This window comes from Siccirubricoccus sp. G192 (assembly GCF_019084075.1).
Lineage (GTDB): Bacteria > Pseudomonadota > Alphaproteobacteria > Acetobacterales > Acetobacteraceae > G192.
The window spans coordinates 2,459,826-2,479,223 of the sequence record NZ_JAHREN010000001.1 but is presented as its reverse complement, the minus strand read 5'-3'; the positions used below and the strand labels follow the sequence as shown (position 1 = coordinate 2,479,223).

15 protein-coding genes and 3 pseudogenes are annotated in these 19,398 nt (G+C 71.3%); 9 read left to right on the top strand and 9 right to left on the bottom strand.

Annotated features, from left to right (window positions below; genetic code table 11):
• Window positions 1-18 precede the first annotated feature (18 nt).
• Complete coding sequence (locus KSF81_RS11815) at window positions 19-1,086, top strand: AbrB family transcriptional regulator (protein ID WP_217379145.1); 1,068 nt, start codon at window positions 19-21, stop codon at window positions 1,084-1,086.
• A 110-nt stretch (window positions 1,087-1,196) separates the two neighbouring features.
• Here KSF81_RS11815 and KSF81_RS11810 read toward each other — a convergent pair whose 3' ends face one another.
• Window positions 1,197-1,856, bottom strand: a complete 660-nt coding sequence (locus KSF81_RS11810) for a tyrosine-protein phosphatase (RefSeq protein ID WP_217379144.1) — start codon at window positions 1,854-1,856, stop codon at window positions 1,197-1,199.
• A gap of 188 nt (window positions 1,857-2,044) precedes the next feature.
• Between KSF81_RS11810 and KSF81_RS11805 the strand changes: the two genes are divergently transcribed.
• Window positions 2,045-2,245, top strand: a complete 201-nt coding sequence (locus tag KSF81_RS11805; RefSeq protein WP_217379143.1) for a hypothetical protein — start codon at window positions 2,045-2,047, stop codon at window positions 2,243-2,245.
• Window positions 2,246-2,249: 4 nt separating this feature from the next.
• Window positions 2,250-2,462, top strand: coding sequence for a hypothetical protein (locus KSF81_RS11800; protein WP_217379142.1), 213 nt, complete (start codon window positions 2,250-2,252; stop codon window positions 2,460-2,462).
• Between the two features lie 133 nt (window positions 2,463-2,595).
• Here KSF81_RS11800 and KSF81_RS29555 read toward each other — a convergent pair whose 3' ends face one another.
• From KSF81_RS29555 to KSF81_RS11785, 4 genes and pseudogenes are all read right to left on the bottom strand, one after another.
• Window positions 2,596-3,054: a tripartite tricarboxylate transporter substrate binding protein gene (locus tag KSF81_RS29555; protein WP_254453474.1), complete on the bottom strand. Its 459-nt coding sequence runs from the start codon at window positions 3,052-3,054 to the stop codon at window positions 2,596-2,598.
• A gap of 109 nt (window positions 3,055-3,163) precedes the next feature.
• Window positions 3,164-3,535: pseudogene (locus tag KSF81_RS29550) on the bottom strand (Bug family tripartite tricarboxylate transporter substrate binding protein); the annotation flags it as partial.
• A 283-nt stretch (window positions 3,536-3,818) separates the two neighbouring features.
• Window positions 3,819-4,196: a hypothetical protein gene (locus KSF81_RS11790; protein ID WP_217379141.1), complete on the bottom strand. Its 378-nt coding sequence runs from the start codon at window positions 4,194-4,196 to the stop codon at window positions 3,819-3,821.
• Between the two features lie 152 nt (window positions 4,197-4,348).
• The gene (locus KSF81_RS11785; protein WP_217379140.1) at window positions 4,349-5,941 is read right to left on the bottom strand and encodes an alpha/beta fold hydrolase; all 1,593 of its coding nucleotides are present in this window, start codon (window positions 5,939-5,941) and stop codon (window positions 4,349-4,351) included.
• Between the two features lie 251 nt (window positions 5,942-6,192).
• On the opposite strand from KSF81_RS11785, the gene KSF81_RS11780 reads away from it, so the two are divergent.
• A complete protein-coding gene (locus KSF81_RS11780) occupies window positions 6,193-7,557 on the top strand; it encodes an alpha/beta fold hydrolase (protein WP_217379139.1) in 1,365 nt (454 codons plus the stop codon).
• A gap of 118 nt (window positions 7,558-7,675) precedes the next feature.
• Here the strand turns inward: KSF81_RS11780 and KSF81_RS11770 are convergent, their stop codons facing one another.
• The 3 genes and pseudogenes from KSF81_RS11770 to hemF all read right to left on the bottom strand — a co-directional run.
• On the bottom strand, window positions 7,676-10,897 hold the full coding sequence (locus tag KSF81_RS11770) for a molybdopterin cofactor-binding domain-containing protein (protein ID WP_254453473.1): 3,222 nt from the start codon (window positions 10,895-10,897) through the stop codon (window positions 7,676-7,678).
• Between the two features lie 29 nt (window positions 10,898-10,926).
• Window positions 10,927-11,379, bottom strand: coding sequence for a (2Fe-2S)-binding protein (locus KSF81_RS11765; protein ID WP_217379137.1), 453 nt, complete (start codon window positions 11,377-11,379; stop codon window positions 10,927-10,929).
• A 234-nt stretch (window positions 11,380-11,613) separates the two neighbouring features.
• Window positions 11,614-12,502 (bottom strand): annotated as a pseudogene (gene hemF / locus KSF81_RS11760) (oxygen-dependent coproporphyrinogen oxidase); the annotation flags it as partial.
• 257 nt (window positions 12,503-12,759) lie between these two features.
• Here hemF and petA point away from each other — a divergent pair.
• The 5 genes and pseudogenes from petA (at window position 12,760) to KSF81_RS11735 (ending at window position 18,536) form a co-directional block, all read left to right on the top strand.
• Window positions 12,760-13,320 (top strand): ubiquinol-cytochrome c reductase iron-sulfur subunit, encoded by a 561-nt coding sequence (gene petA / locus KSF81_RS11755; protein WP_217379136.1) that lies wholly within the window; start codon window positions 12,760-12,762, stop codon window positions 13,318-13,320.
• Window positions 13,321-13,398: 78 nt separating this feature from the next.
• Window positions 13,399-14,670 carry a cytochrome b/b6 gene (locus tag KSF81_RS11750; RefSeq protein ID WP_217379135.1) on the top strand — a complete coding sequence of 424 codons (1,272 nt, stop codon included), beginning with the start codon at window positions 13,399-13,401 and terminating at the stop codon, window positions 14,668-14,670.
• Window positions 14,670-15,509 (top strand): cytochrome c1, encoded by an 840-nt coding sequence (locus KSF81_RS11745; protein ID WP_217379134.1) that lies wholly within the window; start codon window positions 14,670-14,672, stop codon window positions 15,507-15,509. Before KSF81_RS11750 ends, KSF81_RS11745 begins: the two co-directional genes overlap by 1 nt.
• Window positions 15,510-15,999: 490 nt before the next feature.
• A pseudogene (locus KSF81_RS11740) lies at window positions 16,000-16,894 on the top strand (S-methyl-5'-thioadenosine phosphorylase).
• A gap of 145 nt (window positions 16,895-17,039) precedes the next feature.
• Window positions 17,040-18,536, top strand: coding sequence for an AAA family ATPase (locus KSF81_RS11735; protein WP_217379133.1), 1,497 nt, complete (start codon window positions 17,040-17,042; stop codon window positions 18,534-18,536).
• Here KSF81_RS11735 and KSF81_RS11730 read toward each other — a convergent pair.
• Entirely contained in the window at window positions 18,525-19,370 is an 846-nt protein-coding gene (locus tag KSF81_RS11730; protein WP_217379132.1) for an FkbM family methyltransferase, read from the bottom strand. The genes KSF81_RS11735 and KSF81_RS11730 overlap by 12 nt on opposite strands.
• Window positions 19,371-19,398: the final 28 nt, after the last annotated feature.

Sequence of the window (19,398 nt, the reverse complement as noted above, 5' to 3'; positions counted from 1 at the left end):
GGCGCGAAGGTCCGGCCCTTGCCGCCGCTCCCGCCCCTTCTCCCTGCCCTGGCCCCGAACCGCATCCAGTTGCGCACCGTCCTGGTCGCGACCCTGGCCGGCGCGGGGCTGCATCTGCTGCATGTGCCGCTGGCCTGGATGATCGGGGCGATGCTCGGCACCGCGGCGCTGGCCTGGCACCTGCCGGTGGCGGTGCCGGGCTGGCTGCGGCCGGCAGGGCTGGTCTTCCTCGGCCTGGCGCTCGGCAGCACCTTTTCCGGTCCGGTGCTGGCGGCGGTGACGGGGGCGCTGCCGGTCCTGCTGCTGGGCGGGCTGGTCGCCATCGGCAGCGGGCTGGTGGTGGCGCGGCTCTTCACCCGCCTGGCCGGGACGGACCGGCAGACCGGCTTCTTCTGCGCCGTGCCCGGCGGCATCGTGGTGATGGCGGTGCTGGCGCAGGAGGCGGGGGCCTCGGTCGCCACGGTGACATTGGCGCAGACGCTCCGGGTGCTGGTGGTGGTGCTGACCTTCCCGCCGCTGCTCGGCTGGCTGGCGCCGCATGGCAGTTTCGGCGCCTTCGGCGCGATGCAGGAGGCCTTCTGGCTGCCGGGCCTGGCCGCCATGGCCGCCGGCGGGTTGCTGGTCGCCTGGCCGCTGCAACGGCTGGGCCTCGCCAATCCCTGGATGCTCGGCCCCTGCGGCTTCGCCATCGCGCTGGCGGCCAGCGGCACCCTGCCCTCCGGCGTGCCGGTGGCGCTGGTGGACGCGGCGCAGGTGGCGATGGGCGCGACGCTCGGCACCAGGCTGACGCGGAGCTTCCTCCTGGCCTCGCACCGGCTGGTGCTCGCCTCCACGATCTCGGCCGCCGTGCTGTCGGTGCTGCTGAGCCTCATCGCGGTGCCGGTGGCGCTGGCCACGGGCCTGCCCGTCGCCGCGCTGATCCTCGGCCTGGCGCCGGGCGGCATGCCGGAGATGGCGCTGACCGCCAAGGCGCTGGAACTGGCGGTGCCGCTGGTGCTGGGCTTCCACCTCACGCGGACGGTGCTGTGCAACCTGCTGGTCGGCCCGATCCACCGGCTGGGCCTGCGCTTCGGGCTGCTGGGCTGACGCCGGTATTACAGCGGCGTGCCGAATTGATGGTTCGGCACGCCGCTGTAGCCTGTTGTTTGGTGAGCAGATTCACGCCTTCGGGCGGTTCCGCCCTGCGGCGATCTGCTCTATTCGCGGCGCAGGATGCCGTCCATCAGCCGGTCCGCCCAGGCGCGGGACTGGAAGTTCCGCCGCAGCGCCTCCTCGTCGTAATCCTCGCGCAGCCAGTCGAGGAAGGGCTTGGGCCGCTGCCGCAGCGCCTCCGCATAAAGGGCGAAGAAGGCGTCGAGGATGCCGGTGCGGCTCTGGCGAAGATGCCCGAAGCGCAGCGAAAGCTGGTCCAGCGCCGCCTCCGGCGGGTGGCCCTGCAGCAGCAGCCAGATCCCGGCGGCAAGCCCGGTGCGATCGGCGCCGGATTTGCAATGAATCAGCGCCGGCTCGGCCATGTGCCGGTAGATCTCGGCCAGGCGCAGGATGCGGTCCCGGTGCGGCGCCCCGCGGCTCTCGAAGGGCGCGTCGATATGCGCCAGGCCGAGTTCCGCCGCCGTCGCCCGGCCCAGCCGGTCGGAGCCGCATTCCAGCCGCTGGCCACGCAGGTTGATGACGGTGCGCAGCCCGAAACGCGCCGCCGCCTGGCGCAATTGCCAGGGCAGCGGGTGGTTGGAGCGGTAGAGCCGGCCGCTCTCGACCACCCCCCAATTGCGCCAGGGCAGCCGCAGCAGGGCATGGTCCACGAAGAGGCTGTTCAGCCAGGCGGCGCGGCGGGGCGGGGGTGAGGGTTCGGGCATCGGGCGCCGTCTAGCCTGCGATCGCCCTGGGTGGAAACACCCAGGGCGTGAATCGCCGGCTCGACAGGGACCAGACCCCGGCCGGCTGGAACCGGGCAAGCCGGGCTGGGAAGCGGCACCGGCAGGAACGCCCGCGCGAGGCCGGGCGTTGTCCTGTCACCCCAAGGATGGAGAAGGGACCCCCCCTGATGACCGGAAAAGCCCATCCCCCGCCTGTCCCGCCCGCGAACCGCAGCCCCCAGGGCGATGCCGGCACCGCCGAGGGCCGGCTGCCGCCCGACCAGGCCAAGGAGAACATCGAATCGAAGAACCGCAAGACCGAGCAGCAGGGCCGGCAGGGCAATACCTGGCAGAACACGCATAACCAGGGCTATCAGCAGGACCGGTGATCCCATGAAGCAGCAGCGCGGCGAGCATGAGGTGGGCCGCCACAAGGGTGGCCCCGGCAGCAGCCACCAGGGCGGCGCCCATGGCAGCGCCCACCGGGTGCGGGACGACCAAGCCCCTGATCCGGGCGAGCCCACCAACCCCGACCAAGCCCGCGTCTCCGGCGGCGGCGGCGAGCGGGACCGGCACCATACCCACGACCCGAAGACCAAAAGCTAGGCCGGATCGCGGTTTGGCCTGAATACGCCAGCCTCCGGGCGCCCGCGTGAAGCGCCCTCCCGGAGATCACCCGGGAGTGGCTTCCGTCCAGGCCTGAACGGAAGCCGCTGAGGCCGGTGCGCGATCTGCCGGCCTAATCCATCCGGGCGCCGGAAATCCGCACCATCTCCTGCCATTTCGGCAGTTCGGACCGCACATAGGCCAGCGCCTCCTCCGGCGTGGAGCCGAGGAGCTTGGCGCCCATGCCCTGCGCCCGCTGCCGCAGCGCCGGGTCGGAGGTGACGCGGCGGATCTCCGTGCTCAGCCGGTCCACGATCGGCCGCGGCGTGGCGGCGGGCACGGCGAAATTGGTCCAGGAGGCGACGACGAAGTCATCCAGCCCCGCCTCCTTCATGGTGGGCACGTCCGGCAGGGTCGGCCAGCGCTCGGCACTGGTCACCGCCAGCGCGCGCATCCGTCCTTCCTGGATCACCGGGACATAGGAGGCGAGGTTGTCGAGCGCGAATTGCACATCGCCCGAGAGCATCGCCGGGATGGTCTGGGCGGCGCCGCGGAAGGGGACATGCACGCCATTGACCCCGGTGCGCTCCATGAACAGCGCCGCCGAGAGATGCGGCGTGGTGCCGACGCCGGGGGGAGCCGTAGCTGATGCCGTCGCGCCGCTGCTTCGCCCAGGCGACGAATTCCTGCACGTTGCGCGCCGGGACATGCTGCGCCGGCACGACGGCGACATTCGGGAATTCCCAGGTCATCGAGAGCGGCAGCAGGTCCCGCTGCGCCTCGAAGGGCATGCTGGGATAGAGGTGCTGGTTGATCACCCAGATGCCGATGCCGGCACAGGCGATGGTGTAGCCGTCGGGCGTCGCCTTGGCGACCACGTCGGCGCCGATATTGCCGCCGGCACCCGGCCGGTTCTCCACCACCACGGGCTGGCCGAGGCGCTGCGCGAGCTGTTCCGCCAGCACCCGCGTCAGCACATCCAGCGAGCCTCCTGGCGGATAGCCGACCACGATGCGGAGCGGCCGGTCCGGCCAGGAGGTCTGGGCCAAAGCGGGGCGGGACAGGGCGGCCATGGGCAAGGCAGTGGCAAGCGGGGCGGCGATCAGGCTGCGACGGCGGAGCAAGGCATATCCTCCAGAGGAATCTTGTTGTCCGGCCAGCCTAGCGCGGATCGCCGGGCACCGCACGACCCGGCGGCGGATGCCGAATGTCGCAATTTGCATGCAGGGCGCCCCGGCCCGCAGGTTTGCGGCGGGAACGGCGTAACGCGGAATTAGCCGGTAATGGCAATCCAGGAGGCGAAGCCTGGCACCCTGACTGCCCCTGGCCTTCAGCAAGGCCAGGGGCAGGAAGCCGTCACCGCCGCGACGTGGCGGGGTTGGAATATACCACCTGAAGATTGTCGTCGCCGCCGCCTGTCAGCCAGGCTTCCCGGCCGCTCCCGGCGGGTGGCGGTCCGACATGCCCGAGCTCCGGCCCGTCGCCGTGATTGCCGATGATTTGGGCGAACCAGCCCGGCTGCGCCGGGCGGCCGCCGCCGCCGCCGGCTCCGCCGCTGCCATAGGTGATGACCATGTCCTCGCCACCACCCGAGATCGTGGCGCTGCCGCCGCCGACCACATTGCCGACATCGGGTGCCAGATAACCGAAGTCATTGGCGCGTTGCGCCTGCACGGTCCCGGCCGCGAGCGTTGCGGCCAATCCGGCTGCGCCGATGATGAGGATCTTCCGCATTGTAGCGTCCTCCCTTGCGAAGCGCTGTTCGCAAAGTGCAGCCTGCACCCCGTCACGCAGGGCCGCTTCCCCCGTTCTTCGCGGAACATGCATGGCCCGATCGGGTCAGGACCGGCTGAGACGGGCCGCAATCGGCGGTTCCGCGCGGGGCGTCAGATGATGTCGGCGCGCGCCGCCAGGGCCGCCGCCGCCGCGCGGGTCGGTAGGCCGAGCTTGGTCAGGATATTGGCGACATGCCGCTTCACCGTGTGCTCGGACAAGGCGCGGTCCGCGGCGATCGCCGAATTGCTGAGGCCGCGTGCGACCAGCCGCAGGATCTCCCGCTCGCGCGCCGAGAGGCTGGACAGCCTGGCGGAGAGCGGGTGGGCATGGGCTTCCGCTGGTGCCGTCTGTCGGTCGTCGCCGGCCAGGGCGAATAGCCGAAGCTGCGTCCCGCCGGCCTCGCGCGGCAGCGCCAGGCGCTGCTCGCGCTCCCGGAAGCGCAGGCCGGAGCCGGCGGCGAGGTCGCGCACCGTGCCGGTCACCAGCACTTCTCCCGGCCGGGCCAGCGCGGCGATATGCAAGGCCAGGTTCACCGCCAGGCCGCCAAGATCTTCGTTCCCCTTGGGCGGGGTGATCTCGCCGGTATGGACGCCGCAGCGAAGCATGCAGCCATCCAACGCCGCTTCGGCTGCCTGGCGCAGCGCCATTCCGCAGCGCACCGCACGTGCCGGGCCGTCGAAACCCGCGAGCCAGGCGCCATCCGCGCGCATCAACCCCAAGGGGCGGCCCTGGAACCTGGCCACCGCCGCCGCCGTCAATGAGCGCCAGCGCTCCATGCGCTCGTGCCAGCCATCATCGCCGAGCGCGCCCGCAACCCGCTCCGCATCCGCGACCTCGGCCGCGAGCACGGTGGCCAGGACGCGGCCCAGCGTGACGCTGGGTGCAGGGCGGAGGCCGGTGATGAACTCCTCGATCTCGTCCACCGCCGCATCCAGATCGCCGGTGAAGAGCGGGTGATCGGTGCCCGGCAATTCGGCATAGCGCGCGCCAGGGATGCAGGCTGCCAGTTCCCGCCCCGCCGCCACCTTCACCCGCACGTCGCCGGCGCGGTGGAGCACGAGCGTCGGCACGCCGATCGCTGGCAGCAGATGGCGGAGATCGACCGGGGCACACATGCGCGCCAGGCGGACCATCGTATCGGGGCTGGCGCCGAGGCTTTCGAAGCGCGCCCACCATTCGCGGAACGCCAGGTCATTGGCCCGGCCCGGCGCGAAATATTGCAGCGAGGCGCCGCTGCCCCATCCGGCCTCGATCCGGCGGATGAAATCCTCCAACTGCTCAGGAAGCAGCACGGCGGTGTGGAAGCACGCATAGGTGCCATACAGGATCAGGCCACGGGTGCGTTCCGGATAGGCCGCCGCAAAAAGCATGGACAGCGGCCCGCCCTCGGAGGTGCCGAGAAGGAAAGCCTGCTGCATGCCGGCGGCATCCATCACCGCGCGCACGTCGTCCATGCGCGTCTCCAGCGAGGGCGCTTCCGCAACCGGATCGGAAAGCCCGGTGCCGCGCTTGTCGAACAGGACCAGGCGAGAGAAGGCACCGAGCCGGCCCAGCAGGCGGGCGAAGCCTGGTTCCTCCCACTGCACATCAAGATTTGAAATGATGCCGGGTATGTAGACGAGGTCCGTCGTGCCGCTGCCATGGACCTGGTACGCTACATGGACCCCACCACTCCGGGCATAATGCGTTTCAGGCCGGGCCATGGTGAGTCCTCCTGGGCGCATCCTCGCGATCTTCACTTTAACGATATCCAACCGCCGTGGCTTTCGTGCGGTTGCACCATCATCATTTTGTGCGACATGGCGCCGACTTACAGCCGCGTCGGCCCGCTATCCCAGGGATGCCGCCCGGACCACGTGAGCGTGATGCCACTCTGGTGGTCACAGCGCTGGCCCGCGGCAGGATCGCACACCACATCATTCTCTGGCCGCACAGAGCTTCAGGACGCTGCCCCGTGGCACATCCCCCGTCCTACCTGCCGTCACTCCGCCTGCCGCGCCTGGCCGCGGCGCTGCTGCTGCCCCTGGCGGCCGCGGGCTGCGCGGTGGAGCAGGGTGGCCCCGCCCCGCCGGCAACGGCGCCGCCAGGCTTCTCGGCCGATACCTTCACCCGCGCCGGGCTTATCAGCGGCGCAACCGCCACCGAGCCGGGGTGCCGCGCCCTGCCGGACGGGCTCTGGGTCGATACCGGCAGGCGGCAGGAATGCATCCGCTACGCGGCCGCGGGCGTGGACCGGCCAGCGAGGACGGCGCTGGTCTATATCCCCGGCGATCCCGGCGGCGTTTCCTACCGTTACGCGGCGGGCAGGCTCTATGTCGACCAGGTGAGCGAGTATTACCAGTTGTCGCCGGAAACGCGGCGCTACGGCGTGGAGGCGTTGAGCGGCGCCATGCAGGGGCTGCCGGTCATCAACCTGGCACGCCCGGGTATGCACGGCTCCTCCGGCGACCATGCGGAGGACAGGCAGAGCGAGGATGAGGTCGAGCTGTTGAACGGCGCCCTGACGCAGCTCCGGCAACGCTATGGCTTGCAGGACTTCACGCTCTTCGGCTTTTCCTCCGGTGGAACCATCCTCGCCAATCTCCTGGCGCTGCGCACTGACATCCGCTGCGCGGTGATGGCCTCGGCGCCGCTCGACCTGGCCGAGTACTACCGTTCGACACCGGGCGGGGTGGGTGCGGACAGCTATGCCCTGCGCGGCGATCTCGCCGACCCGATGCGCGCCATCCCGGCCAGGCGCCTCGACACGCCGATCTTCGTGATAGGCGACCACCGCGACCGCAAGGTGCCGGCTTCCGCCTGGGCGCGCTGGGTGGCCGCGGCGCGGCGCGCGGGTATGCATGTCGATGTGGCGGAGATCACCGGCTACGAAAGACGCGAGCTTGGCGGCGGGCCGAGTTTCCACCACACATCGAGCCGCGGCATGGAAGTGGCCTATGCCTGCGCCACCGGCTGGCCCGCCGAGCAGATCATGCAGGCCTTGGCGAAGGACCAGCCCCTCATCATCCCGCGCGGCCGCCATCTCACCGGCGAGGAGATCAGGGAGGCTTTCACGGGGCGGCGGCTGCGGGCCACCGAATGGTTCCCCCGGGTCAATGTCTACGCCTTCTGGGACCGTGGCGGCAGGCTGTACCACCTCGACCTGAATCGCCCGCAACGGCGCATCGCGGAACTGCGCTGGTGGGTGGAAGGGGACCGGCTCTGCACCTCCCGCCGCGGCTGCGGCGAGGTCCTGGAGGACGGGCGCTTCCTCCATGTCGTCCATGGCAGCCCGCCACGCCTCTCGGCCACCTTCGTGGCGGGCCAGGCGGGAAGCTAGGGCGCCTTGTATCTCCGGCCCGATTCAGACCTCCGGGCCATGCGGCCCTGCGGCCATCGGGGCGCCTTGCATCTCCGGCCCGATTCAGACCTCCGGGCCCTGCGGCCATCGGGGCGCCTCAGCACTCCAGCACGACATTCCCGATATGCCGCCCCTGCTCCACCGCCTCATGCGCCTCGACGCATCGCGCGAGCGGCAGCCGTGCGGCGATGCTGTGGCGCAGGACGCCGCGTTCCAGCCAGCCGGTCAGGGCACCGATGGCGACCTCCCGCTGCGCTGGCGTCAGCTCATAGACGATGAAGAAGCGCAGCCTGATCCCCTTCACGATCGCCGGGCCGAATCCCATCGTAGCCGTCGCCTCGTTGGCGCCATAGGCGGCGCAGATCCCGCCGGGCGCCAGGATGGCGGGCAGCAGCTTCGCATTGCCGGAGAGATCGACCTCCACCACCCGGTCCAGGCCGCGGCCATGGGTCAGCTCGGCGATGCGGGCAGCGACATCCTCGGTGCGGTAGTTGATGGTGGCATCGGCGCCGGCCGCCATGGCATGCGCCGCCTTGGCCTCGCCGCTCACCGTCGCCAGCACCTGCGCGGCGCCGAGCAACCGGGCGAATTGGATGGCGTAATGCCCGACCGCGCCGGCCCCACCCGTCACCAGCACGCGCTGGCCGGTGACGCCGCCATCGGTGAGCAGGGCATGCAGCGCGGTCAGCGCCGGGATACCGAGGCAGGCCCCGGCCGCGAAATCCGTGCCATCGGGCAGCCGCACCGCCTGCGCCGCCGGCAACGCGATGTATTCCGCCGCGGTGCCGAAGGGGCGCTTCCACTGGCCGTTCCAGATCCAGACCCGCTCACCGATGCGGGCGCGGTCCACCCCCTCCCCCACCGCCTCGACCACCCCGGCGCCGTCGCTATGCGGGATGACGCGCGGAAACAGCTTGGGCCGGCTCCGCCCCAGCCGGGTCTTCCAGTCCGAGGGGTTCACGCCCGAGGTGGCGAGGCGCACCAGCACCTCGCCGGCGCCGGGCGAGGGCGTCGGCATCTCGCCATGCACCAGCACCTCGGCCGCCGCGCCGTTCCTGTCGTACCAGACCGCTTGCATCAGGCTTGTCCCAGTCTCGTCTTGCTGAAGGGAAGGCTGCGGATGCGCGGGCCGCCGAGCGCCGCCACCGCATTGGCCACCGCCGGCGGCACCCCCGGCGTGCCGGGCTCGCCGACGCCGCCCATGGCCGCGCCGCTTTCCACCACCCGCGTATGCACCCGCGGCATGCGGTCGCGGCGGAGCACCAGGTAGGTGTCGTATCCGGGCCTGCGGCTGGCCGCGCTCGAAGACCACCTCCTCGGTCAGGGCCGAGGAGAGGCCGATGGCGACCGCCGACTGCACCTGCTGCTCGATGATATGCGGGTTCACCGCGCGGCCGGGGTCGATCGCCACCCAGATGTCGTGCACCACCACTTCGCCCGCCGCGATCGAGACCTCGGCGATGGTCGCGACCTCCGAGCCGAAGGGCGAGGCCATGGCGATGCCGCGCGCGCGCCGCGTGCCATCCGGCGCGGCATAGGGGATGCCGCGCCAGCCACCGGACATCTCCGCCACCGCCTGCAGCAGCGCCAGGTGCCGCGGGCTGTGCTGCAGCAGGGCCTGGCGGAAGGCGAAGGGGTCGCGCCCGGCCGCCTGCGCCACCTCGTCCAGGAAGGATTCGAAGAAGAAGTCGTTCATCGAATGCCCGACCGAGCGCCAGAAGCCGAGATTCACCCCGGGCGGGTGCGGCACCGGCACGAATTCCACCCGCTTGCTGGCGACCCGGTAGGGCTTGCCCGAAAGCCCCTCCATGATCGAACCATCCACCGGCGGGTTGCCGAGCCGGGCGGGGCCGAAATGCCGGGTGATCGGCCCCTCGCCGAACCCGGCCGCATGCAGCGCCACCAGATCGCCCTGGCTGTCGAGCCCGGCCCTGAAGCTGGCGAAGGCGAGCGGCCGATAGGCGTCGCGGGCGAATTCCTCCTCCCGCGTCCAGATCACCTTCACCGGGCGGCCGGTGGCCTTGGCCAGCCGGATCGCCTGCGGCATCGGCACCCCCGGCCCATAGGTGAAGTGCCGGCCGAAGAAGCCGCCGATCGGCGGCGAATGGACGCGCACCCGGCCCGGCTCGATCCCCGCCTCGCGGGCCGCGATGGCCTGGAACATCTCCGGCGCCTGGTTCGGCACCCAGACATCCAGGGTGCCATCGGCGTTGAAGCGCGCGAGCGTCGAGGGCGGCTCGAGCTGCGCATGCGCCAGATAGGGCGCGTCGTATTCGGCCTCCAGCACCTGGGCGGCGCCGCGCAGCGCCGCCTCCACGTCGCCCTCCTGCTCGGCGGCATTGCCGGGCTGGCCCTTGGCGGCTTTGAGCCGCGCCAGCATGGCGGCCGAGGAGAAGTCCTCCCCCAGCACCGGGCCGGAGAGCGCGGTCCAGATCACCTGGAGGCTCTCCGCCGCCTTCCGCGCCCGCCAGAAGCTGTCCGCCACCACGGCGATGGCGCCGGGCAGGCGATGCACCGAATGCACCCCCGGCATGGCCTTCACGGCGGCCTCGTTGCCGAATTCGCCGGGCTCTGCCCCGGCCCGCGGCGCATGCATCACCGCGGCCTGGAGCATGCCCTCCACCTTCAGGTCGATGGCGTAGCGCACCTGGCCGGTCGAGCGTTCCCGCATGCCGAGCTTTGGCACCGGCTTGCCGATCAGGCGGAAGTCCTTCGGGTCCTTGACCGGCGCATCGGCGGGCGGCGGCAGCGCGGCGGCCGCCTCGGCCAGTTCGCCATATTCCGCGGCGCGGCCGCTGGCCTGGTGCAGCACGCGGCCGGGCTCGGTGGTGAGTTCCGCGGCCGGCACCGACCAGCGCGCCGCCGCCGCCTGCACCAGCATGGCCCGCGCGGTGGCGCCGAGCTTGCGGAAATGCCCGAAGGAGGAGCGGACCGAGAGGCTGCCACCGGTCAGCCGCCGCTGGCCATTCGCCACCACCAGGTAGTCGGCACCGGCCGGCGCGCAGGTGACGGTGAAGCGGGCGGGGTCGGCATCCAGTTCCTCGGCGACGATCTGGGCGATGGCGGTGTCGATACCCTGGCCGCCCTCGACGAAGGGGTTCTGCAGCTCGATGCCGCCATCCCCGCGGATATGCAGGTAGGCGGCCACCTTGGTGGCATGTTGCAGCCCACTGGTGGCCTGGGCGCGCGCCACCCGGCCGGGGATGCCGGCGCCGAGCAGCAGCCCGGCCACCGCCGCACCGCCCAGCAGCCCGCGGCGCGAGAGGTTGAGCGTCTCGCCCGCCTTGATCCGGGCCAGCAGCGCGTCTTCGACGGTCATGGCCAGCGCCTCCCTTCCTTCAGGGCCATTCAGGCCGCCTCCGCCGCCTGGCGGATGGCGGCGGCGATCATGTTGTAGGTGCCGCAGCGGCAGATATTGGTCATCGCCGCCTGGATCTCGGCCTCGCCGGGCCGCGGCGTGGCCTGGAGCAGGGCGGTGGCCGCCATCACCTGGCCGGACTGGCAATAGCCGCATTGCGGCACGTCCCCCGCCACCCAGGCGGCCACCACGCGGCGGCCGACCGGGTCCTGCTCGATCGCCTCGATGGTGGTGATGCGGGTGCCCTGCGCCGCCTCCACGGGCAGCGAGCAGGACCGGGCGGGCTGGCCATCGACCAGCACGGTGCAGGCGCCGCACTGGGCGATGCCGCAGCCGTATTTGGTGCCGGTCAGCCCCAACGTGTCGCGCAGCACCCAGAGCAGGGGCGTATCGGCCTCGACCTCCACCTGCTTCGCCTCGCCATTGATGGTGAGTTCGATCATGCCCTCGCCTCCCGGCCGCCTGGCGCGGCCCTTTGCGCGGCAGGATAGGGAGCGCGGGGCGAAGGGCAACGCTTTCCCCAGGCCCCGGCCTCAGCTTCCCGCGATTGCATCCGGCCCCGCTTGTATCCTGCGGGCCGGTTCACGTCCTCCGGCTTCGCTTGCGGACGACCGGGCCGCTTGTATCCTGCGGGCCGATTCACGTCCTCCGGCTTCGCCTTCGGACGACCGGGCCGTTCAGGGCCAGGCCGCCTCCGGCGGCAGGGACATCAGGATCGCCTCCACATTGCCGCCGGTCTTCAGGCCGAAGAGGGTGCCGCGGTCCTGCAACAGGTTGAACTCCACGTAGCGGCCGCGGCGGACCAGTTGCTGCTGCCGTTCCGCCGCCGTCCAGCCCTCCCGCATCCGGTGCCGGATGATGCCGGGATAGGCTTCGAGGAAGGCCAGGCCGACATCCCGGACGAAGGCGAAATCCGCTTCTATCCCGTGCCCCGGCGTGCGGTCGCCGAGCCAGTCGAAGAAGATGCCGCCGAGGCCCCGCGCCTCGCCACGGTGCGGCAGGAAGAAATACTCGTCGCACCAGGCCTTGAAGCGCGGGTAGTAGCCGGGGTCGTGGCGGTCGCAGGCGGCCCGGAAGGCGGCGTGGAAGCGGGCCGCGTCCTCCAGCGACTCCGGCGCCGCCGGGTCCATCGGCGTGATGTCGCCGCCGCCGCCGAACCAGGCCCGGCGGGTCGCGATGAAGCGGGTGTTCATATGCGCCGCCGGCACGCGGGGGCTCCGCATATGCGCCACCAGGGAGACTCCAGTGGCGAGGAAGCGCGGATCGGCCTCGGCGCCCGGGATCTGCGCCCGGGATTCCGGCGAGAATTCGCCATGCACAGTGGAGACGTTCACCCCCACCTTCTCGAAGACCCGGCCGCGCATGACGCTCATCACGCCGCCGCCGCCGCCGGGGCGGGACCATTCCTGGCGCTCGAACCTGCCGGGGGGGCAGGCTGGCATGCGGACCGCTGTCGGCTTCCGCCTCGATCGTCTCGAAGGCGGCGCAGAGGCGGTCGCGCAATTCCTCGAACCAAGCCCGGGCCGGGCCGGCGAAGGGGTGGGCGGCGGGTTCCGGCCCGGAATCGGCGGCGGAGGGGGGGGGCTTCGGTCACGTCATGCTCCTCGGCGGCCAGGCGGGCGGCCCGGTTCTTCGCTTCCCCGGCGGATTGCCACCGGATTGCCACCCTGCACAGCCTGGCTTTATATGCGGCGCGGCGCGTTGAGGGCAGCGCAGGTCCCGGCTTGTCCGGACCCGATCCTCCCTCGCCGCGAGTGTCGCATTCGGCCCCCGCCGGTCCCGCTCCGGGATGCGGGCGCGGCCGGGATCAGGGACGGAGAGGCATGGCCGATAGTATGGTGTCCCACGGGGCGCCCCCCGCCGCACAGGACGGCGAGACCCGCCGGGACTTCCTGTTCCTGGTGGCGGGTTCCTTCACGGCGGTCGGGGTCGGCGCCATTGTCTGGCCCTTCATCAGCTCGATGAATCCGGCGCGCGACGTGCTGGCGCTGTCCACCACCGAGGTGGATCTGGCGCCGGTCGCCACCGGCGCCGCCGTGACGGTGGTCTGGCGCGGCAAGCCGGTCTTCATCCGGCACCGCACGCAGAAGGAAATCGACGAGGCGCGCGCCGTCCCGCTCAACGAGCTGAAGGACCCGGCGACCGACGAGAGCCGGGTGAAGAAGCCGGAATGGCTGGTGATGGTCGGCATCTGCACGCATCTCGGCTGCGTGCCGCTCGGCCAGAAGCCGACCGATCCCAAGGGCCCCTTCGACGGCTGGTTCTGCCCCTGCCACGGCAGCGCCTATGACAGTTCGGGGCGCATCCGGCAGGGACCGGCACCGGCCAACCTGGTGATCCCGGAATACGTCTTCACCTCCGACACGCAAATTCGGATCGGCTAGCGGGCCCGGACGCCAAGGGCCTGGCCCCCAAGGTCCAGGCCCAAGGCGTCGAGCGACCCCGCAGACAAGGAGCGGCCCATGGCCACCGGCCTGCACAAGAGCGATTTCACCAACCCGGTGGTGCGCTGGATCGACGCGCGCCTCCCGGTCTTCACCATGATGCAGAAGGAGTACGGGTCGTTCCCAACGCCCCGGAACTTCAACTACTTCTGGAATTTCGGCGCCCTGGCCATGGTCAATCTGCTGATCATGATCGCCACCGGCATCTTCCTGGCGATGCACTACACGCCGCATGTCCTATATGCCTTCGATTCCGTCGAGCGCATCATGCGCGACGTGAATTACGGCTGGCTGCTGCGCTACGTGCACTCCAACGGCGCCAGCATGTTCTTCATCGTGACCTATATCCACATCTGGCGCGGCATGTATTACGGCTCCTACAAGGCGCCGCGCGAGCTGCTCTGGATGCTGGGCGTGGTGATCTTCCTGCTGATGATGGCCACCGCCTTCATGGGCTACGTGCTGCCCTGGGGCCAGATGTCCTTCTGGGGCGCCACCGTCATCACCAACCTCTTCAGCGCCTTCCCGGTGGTGGGCGAGAGCATCGTGACCTGGCTCTGGGGCGGCTTCAGCGTGGACAACCCCACGCTCAACCGCTTCTTCAGCCTGCACTACCTGCTGCCCTTCGTGCTCTTCGGCGTGGTCTTCCTGCACGTGGCGGCGCTGCACATCACGGGCTCGAACAACCCGCTCGGGATCGACCCCAAGGGTCCGCAGGACACGCTGCCCTTCCACCCCTACTACACCTTCAAGGACAGCGTCGGCCTGGTGGTGTATTTCGTGGTCTTCGCGGTGCTGGTCTTCTTCCTGCCGAACTACCTCGGCCACCCCGACAACTACATCCCGGCCAATCCGCTGGTGACGCCGCCGCATATCGTGCCGGAATGGTACTTCCTGCCCTATTACGCGATCCTGCGCGCGGTGCCGGACAAGCTCGGCGGCGTGCTGCTGATGTTCGGCTCCATCGCGGTGCTCTTCGTGCTGCCCTGGCTGGATACCAGCCCGGTGCGCTCCATGCGCTTCCGGCCGATCGCCAAGTGGTTCCTGCTGCTCTGGCTGGTGGCCTTCTTCGTACTGATGTACTGCGGCGGCAAGCCGCCGGAGGGCATCTATGTGGTGCTCGCCCGCGTCTCCACCGCTTATTACTTCCTCTACTTCCTGGTGCTCCTGCCGCTGCTCGGGCGCGTCGAACGCCCGCTGCCGCTGCCGGAGAGCATCGCGAGGCCCGTGCTGCGCGGCGGCGGTCCGCTGCCCGCCGGTGCCGTGAGCAAGCCGATGGAGAAGGCCTGATGGCTGGGTTTGGTTTTCCGCTCCGCGGAGGGTTTGGCTCTCCGCTTCGCGGCGGGGCCGGTTCGGCCCTGAGGGCCCTGGCCGTCGCGGCCGGCCTGCTGGCCGGTGGCGGCCTCGGTGCCTCCCCGGCGCTCGCGGCCGGGGAGGAGGTCCACCTCCCCGACGCCCGCTTCTCCTTCGAGGGGCTCTTCGGCACCTTCGACCGCGCCTCCGCGCAGCGCGGCTTCCAGGTCTACAAGGAGGTCTGCTCCGCCTGCCATTCCATGCGGCAGCTCTATTACCGCAACCTGCGCGAACTCGGCCTGTCCGACGCCGAGGTGCGGGCCATCGCCGCCACCGTGCAGGTGACGGACGGCCCGAATGACGATGGCGAGATGTTCGAGCGGCCGGGCCGCCCCTCCGACCGTTTCCACGCACCCTTCGCCAATGAGAAGGCGGCGCGGGCGGCCAATAACGGCGCCCTGCCGCCCGACCTCTCGGTCATCACCAAGGCGCGGGAGAACGGGCCGGACTATGTCCATGCCCTGCTCACCGGCTACGAGGAGAACCCACCCGAGGGCGTCGAGCTGATGGAGGGGATGAACTACAACAAGTACTTCCCCGGCCATCAGATCGCCATGGCGCCGCCGCTCTCCGGCGAGGGCCAGGTGACCTTCCATGACGGCACCACCGCGACCGTCGACCAGATGGCCCGCGACGTGACCACCTTCCTCGCCTGGGCGGCGGAGCCGGAGATGGAGGGCCGCAAGGCGATGGGGGTGAAGATGATCCTCTTCCTCACCATCCTGGGCGGGCTGGCCTATGCGGTGAAGCGGAAGGTCTGGGCCAAGGTGCATTGAGGTCCGGCACGCGCGGAATCAACCGGTTCCGCGCGGACCGGGGGCGCTCACCCCCTTTGCAGGGCCGCCCTCGGGCGGCCCTTGCAATTCCGGCCGGCTGCGGCTCAGCGCCGGGCGGGCGGCGGGGTGAGGCCGGGCGGGGGCAGCGCGGTGCCGCGCTCGATCTGCGCATCGCCGCCGGGCGGCGCCGAGGGGCCGCAGGCAGCCAAGCCAAGGGCGAGCAGCAGGGCCAGAGCAGATCGCGGACGGGCGTGAACGCCCGGGAGCGTGCGTCTGCGCTGCAAACAAAGGGCTACAGCGGATTGGCGTTCAGGAATGAACGCAATCCGCTGTGGCGGCAGCACGGGAAATCGGGGCAATGCGGGCTCTCCTTGGCCGGGGTCCCGCCTGGGCGCGACTCGATGGGCGATCATGCCATCCCCGGCCTCCCCTGGGCAGGCCCGCGCGCAGCGAATAGAACCCGCCCGCCCCCAAAGCTGGAGTTCCCCCCATGCCCGAGAGCATCACCCCCGTCATCGGCCTGATCGGCGGCTCCGGCCTCTATGACATCGACGGGCTGGAGGAGCGCGAGTGGCGCCGGGTGCAGACCCCCCTGGGGCGAGCCCTCGGACGCGCTGCTCTTCGGCCGGCTGGCCGGCGTGCGCTGCGTCTTCCTGCCTCGGCACGGGCGCGGCCACCCGACCCCGCCCTCGGACCTCAACTACCGCGCCAATATCGACGCGCTGAAACGCTCCGGCGTCACCGAGATCATTTCCCTCTCCGCCGTCGGCTCGCTGCGGGAGGACCTGCCGCCCGGGCATTTCGTCATCGTGGACCAGTTCATCGACCGCACCTTCGCCCGGCAGAAATCCTTCTTCGGCACGGGTTGCGTCGCGCATGTCTCGGTGGCCCACCCGGTCTGCCCGCGGCTCGGCGATGCGCTGGAAGCGGCGGCGCGGGGCCTTTCCCTGCCGGTGACGCGCGGCGGCAGCTACCTGGTGATGGAGGGGCCGCAATTCTCCACCAAGGCGGAGAGCGAGCTCTACCGCCAATGGGGCTGCAGCGTCATCGGCATGACCAATATGCCCGAGGCCAAGCTCGCCCGGGAGGCGGAGCTTTGCTACGCCACCGTTGCCATGGTGACGGATTTCGACTGCTGGCACCCGGACCACGACCATGTCACGGTCGACCAGGTGGTGAAGGTGCTCTTCGCCAATGCCGACCGTGCCCGGGCCCTGGTGCGCGCGGTCGTGCCGGGCCTCGGCGCCCCGCGCGGCCCCTGCCCCGCCGGCTGCGACCGGGCGCTCGACAACGCCATCATCACCGCCCCCGAGATGCGCGACCCGGCGCTGCTGGCGAAGCTGGACGCGGTGGCGGGCCGGCTGCTGGGCACCAGCCTGCCGTAACCGATTCGACTGCGGGGCAAAACGGGGCAGATCGGCCACGCCTCCGGGGGGATCGGTGGGCAGGCCGCAGTTAGGTATTCACAAACCGATGAATACAATGTTCATCTGCTCTCTATTCCGTGAGCACTGTGAAACGAGCTGGACCTTGCCCGACACCATCCTCGACAGCCACAGCCTCCCTGCCGCCCCCGCCATGCCGGAGGTGAGCGCCTCCGATACGGCCCTGCTCTTCGGCGATGAGAACACGCCGCCCCTCTGGCTCTGGCTGCTGCTGGAGCGGGAGGAGGTGGCGGCGCTGGAGACGGCCCTGCTGGCGCATCTGCGCTCGCCGCTGTTTCCCGTGCGTGCCGGCGAGCGGCTGGTGCGGCCGGGCGACGATGCCGGGCTGCTGGGATTCGCGGCCGGCTTCGCCCCCATCGCCTCCCGCTTCGCCCAGGGGCCGGAACTGGTGCTGGCCGCCACCCGCATCGTCGCCGAGCGCGGCGGCCCGCTCTGCCGCCAAGCGGCGCTGGCCTGCGTCGAGGCGCTGCTGCACCGCCTGCACCGGGAGGCGCGCAACCTGGCCGAGGCGCCCTCCGCCGGGCTCCGCCATTTCGTCCTGGCCGCCCGGCTGGCCGCCGATCTCTGGCTGCGCTTCGTCCCAGGCACCGAAACCGGCCGGGCGCTGCCCAGCCGCCTGGCGGAATTCCTGGAGGTGAAGGCGCCCGCGGCCGCCCCCGCCGCCGCGACCGCCGCCTCGGCGCCCCCGCCGGCCACGGTCCCCGGCGTCACCGTGCTCGGCCCCTTCGAGCCGCCGAACGACCGGGCCGAATGGCAGCTCTACCAGCCCCTCACCGCGCCGCTGCCGCTCCGCCGGGTGCCGCGGGATGCCGGGCGGCGCCTCAGCGCCCTGGCCGAGGCGGCGCCCGCCTTCGCCGCGCCGCTGGCCGAGATCCGCCGCACCCTGGCGCTGGCGGCGCATGCCGGGCGGCCCTCGCCGCGGCTCCGGCCGATCCTGCTGGTGGGCGCGCCGGGGGTGGGCAAGACCTGGTTCGCCCGCCGCCTGGCCGAGGCGCTGGACCTGCCCTTCGCCAGCCTCAACCTCGGCGGCGCCACCGACAACCGCTGCCTCCAGGGCACCGCGCGCGGCTGGAGCGCCGCGACCCCGGCCTGGCCGGTGGCGGAGATGGCCCGGCTCTCGGCCCCCAACCCGGTGCTGTTCCTGGACGAGGTGGAGAAGGCCGGCGGCCAGCGCGAGAGCAATGGCCGCGCGCATGACACGCTGCTGGCGATGATCGAGCCGGAAAGCGCCGCCGCCTGGTTCGATGAATGCCTCCGCAGCACCGCCGATCTCCGCCACGCCCTCTGGATCATGGCGGCGAATGAGACGCGGGGCATTCCGGCGGCCCTGCTCTCGCGCCTCTCGGTGCATCAGGTGGAGCCGCCGCCGGCCAGCGCCTTCCCCTCGGTGATGGCCGGGCTGCTCGGCGGCATCGCCGGCGACATGGGCTGCACGCCGCAGGACCTGCCCGTGCTGCCGGCGGAGACGCGGGAGGCGCTGCGCCTGAGCTTCGCCCGCCACCGCAACCTCCGCCGGCTGCGGGCGGCGCTGGAGGAATGCCTCGGCGTCGCGGCCGAGGCGGCGATGGCCTCAGCGCACTGACCGCCCGCCCGGCGGCTGCCACCGCGCGACCCAGGCATCGTCGAAGCCCAGCACCAGGTCGTCGGCGCAGCGCCGTTCCACCAGGTGGTCGTGCAGGAAGCCGAGCAGGTCGTCCCGCCGCACCCGCTCCGGCGGTGCGGCACCGCGCAGGGCATGCACCACGGGGAAGCGGCGCAGCCAGTCCTCCAGCACCTCGCGCGGGTTCTGGTTGCGGTTGCACATGATGGTCCAGGCGTTGAACTCGGCGATGCAGACCGGGCGGTAGCGGGCCAGCGTGGCGGCGGCGCCATCCAGCACCTCGGTCTCGAAACCCTCGACATCGATCTTCAGCAGGTCGAGCCGTTGCAGCCCCTGCGCCTCGGCGATCCGGTCGAGCGTCGTCACCGGCACAACCACGCGGCCAAGCTGTTCCGCCCGCATGGTGCCGGCGGCGAGCAGGTGGCTGCCGGCGGAATGCTCGGAATCGTGGAACTCGGCCTCGCCGGGCGCGGCGCCGACCGCTGCCCCCTCCACCGCCACCCGCGCCTCCAGGCCATTGGCGGCGATGGTCCGGCGCAGCGCCGCCAGGGTGCGCGGCGAGGGCTCGACCGCCACCACCCGCCCCTGCGGCAGCAGCGCCGCGAGCGCCAGCGCGGTGAGGCCGATATTGGCCCCCACATCCACCGCCACCCCATCCGGCGGCAGCACCGCAGCCGCGACGGAATGCAGCGGCGCCACGCTCCGTGCGTGCTGCGACACGAATTGGAAATAGCTGTCCGCCGGGTCGCCCGCGACGCGCCACCGCCGCCCGGCGATCGTGACCCTGCGTTCCGCCCCGCCTGCCTGTTCCGCCATCCTTGATCCCTTCCCCATGGCCCTTCTG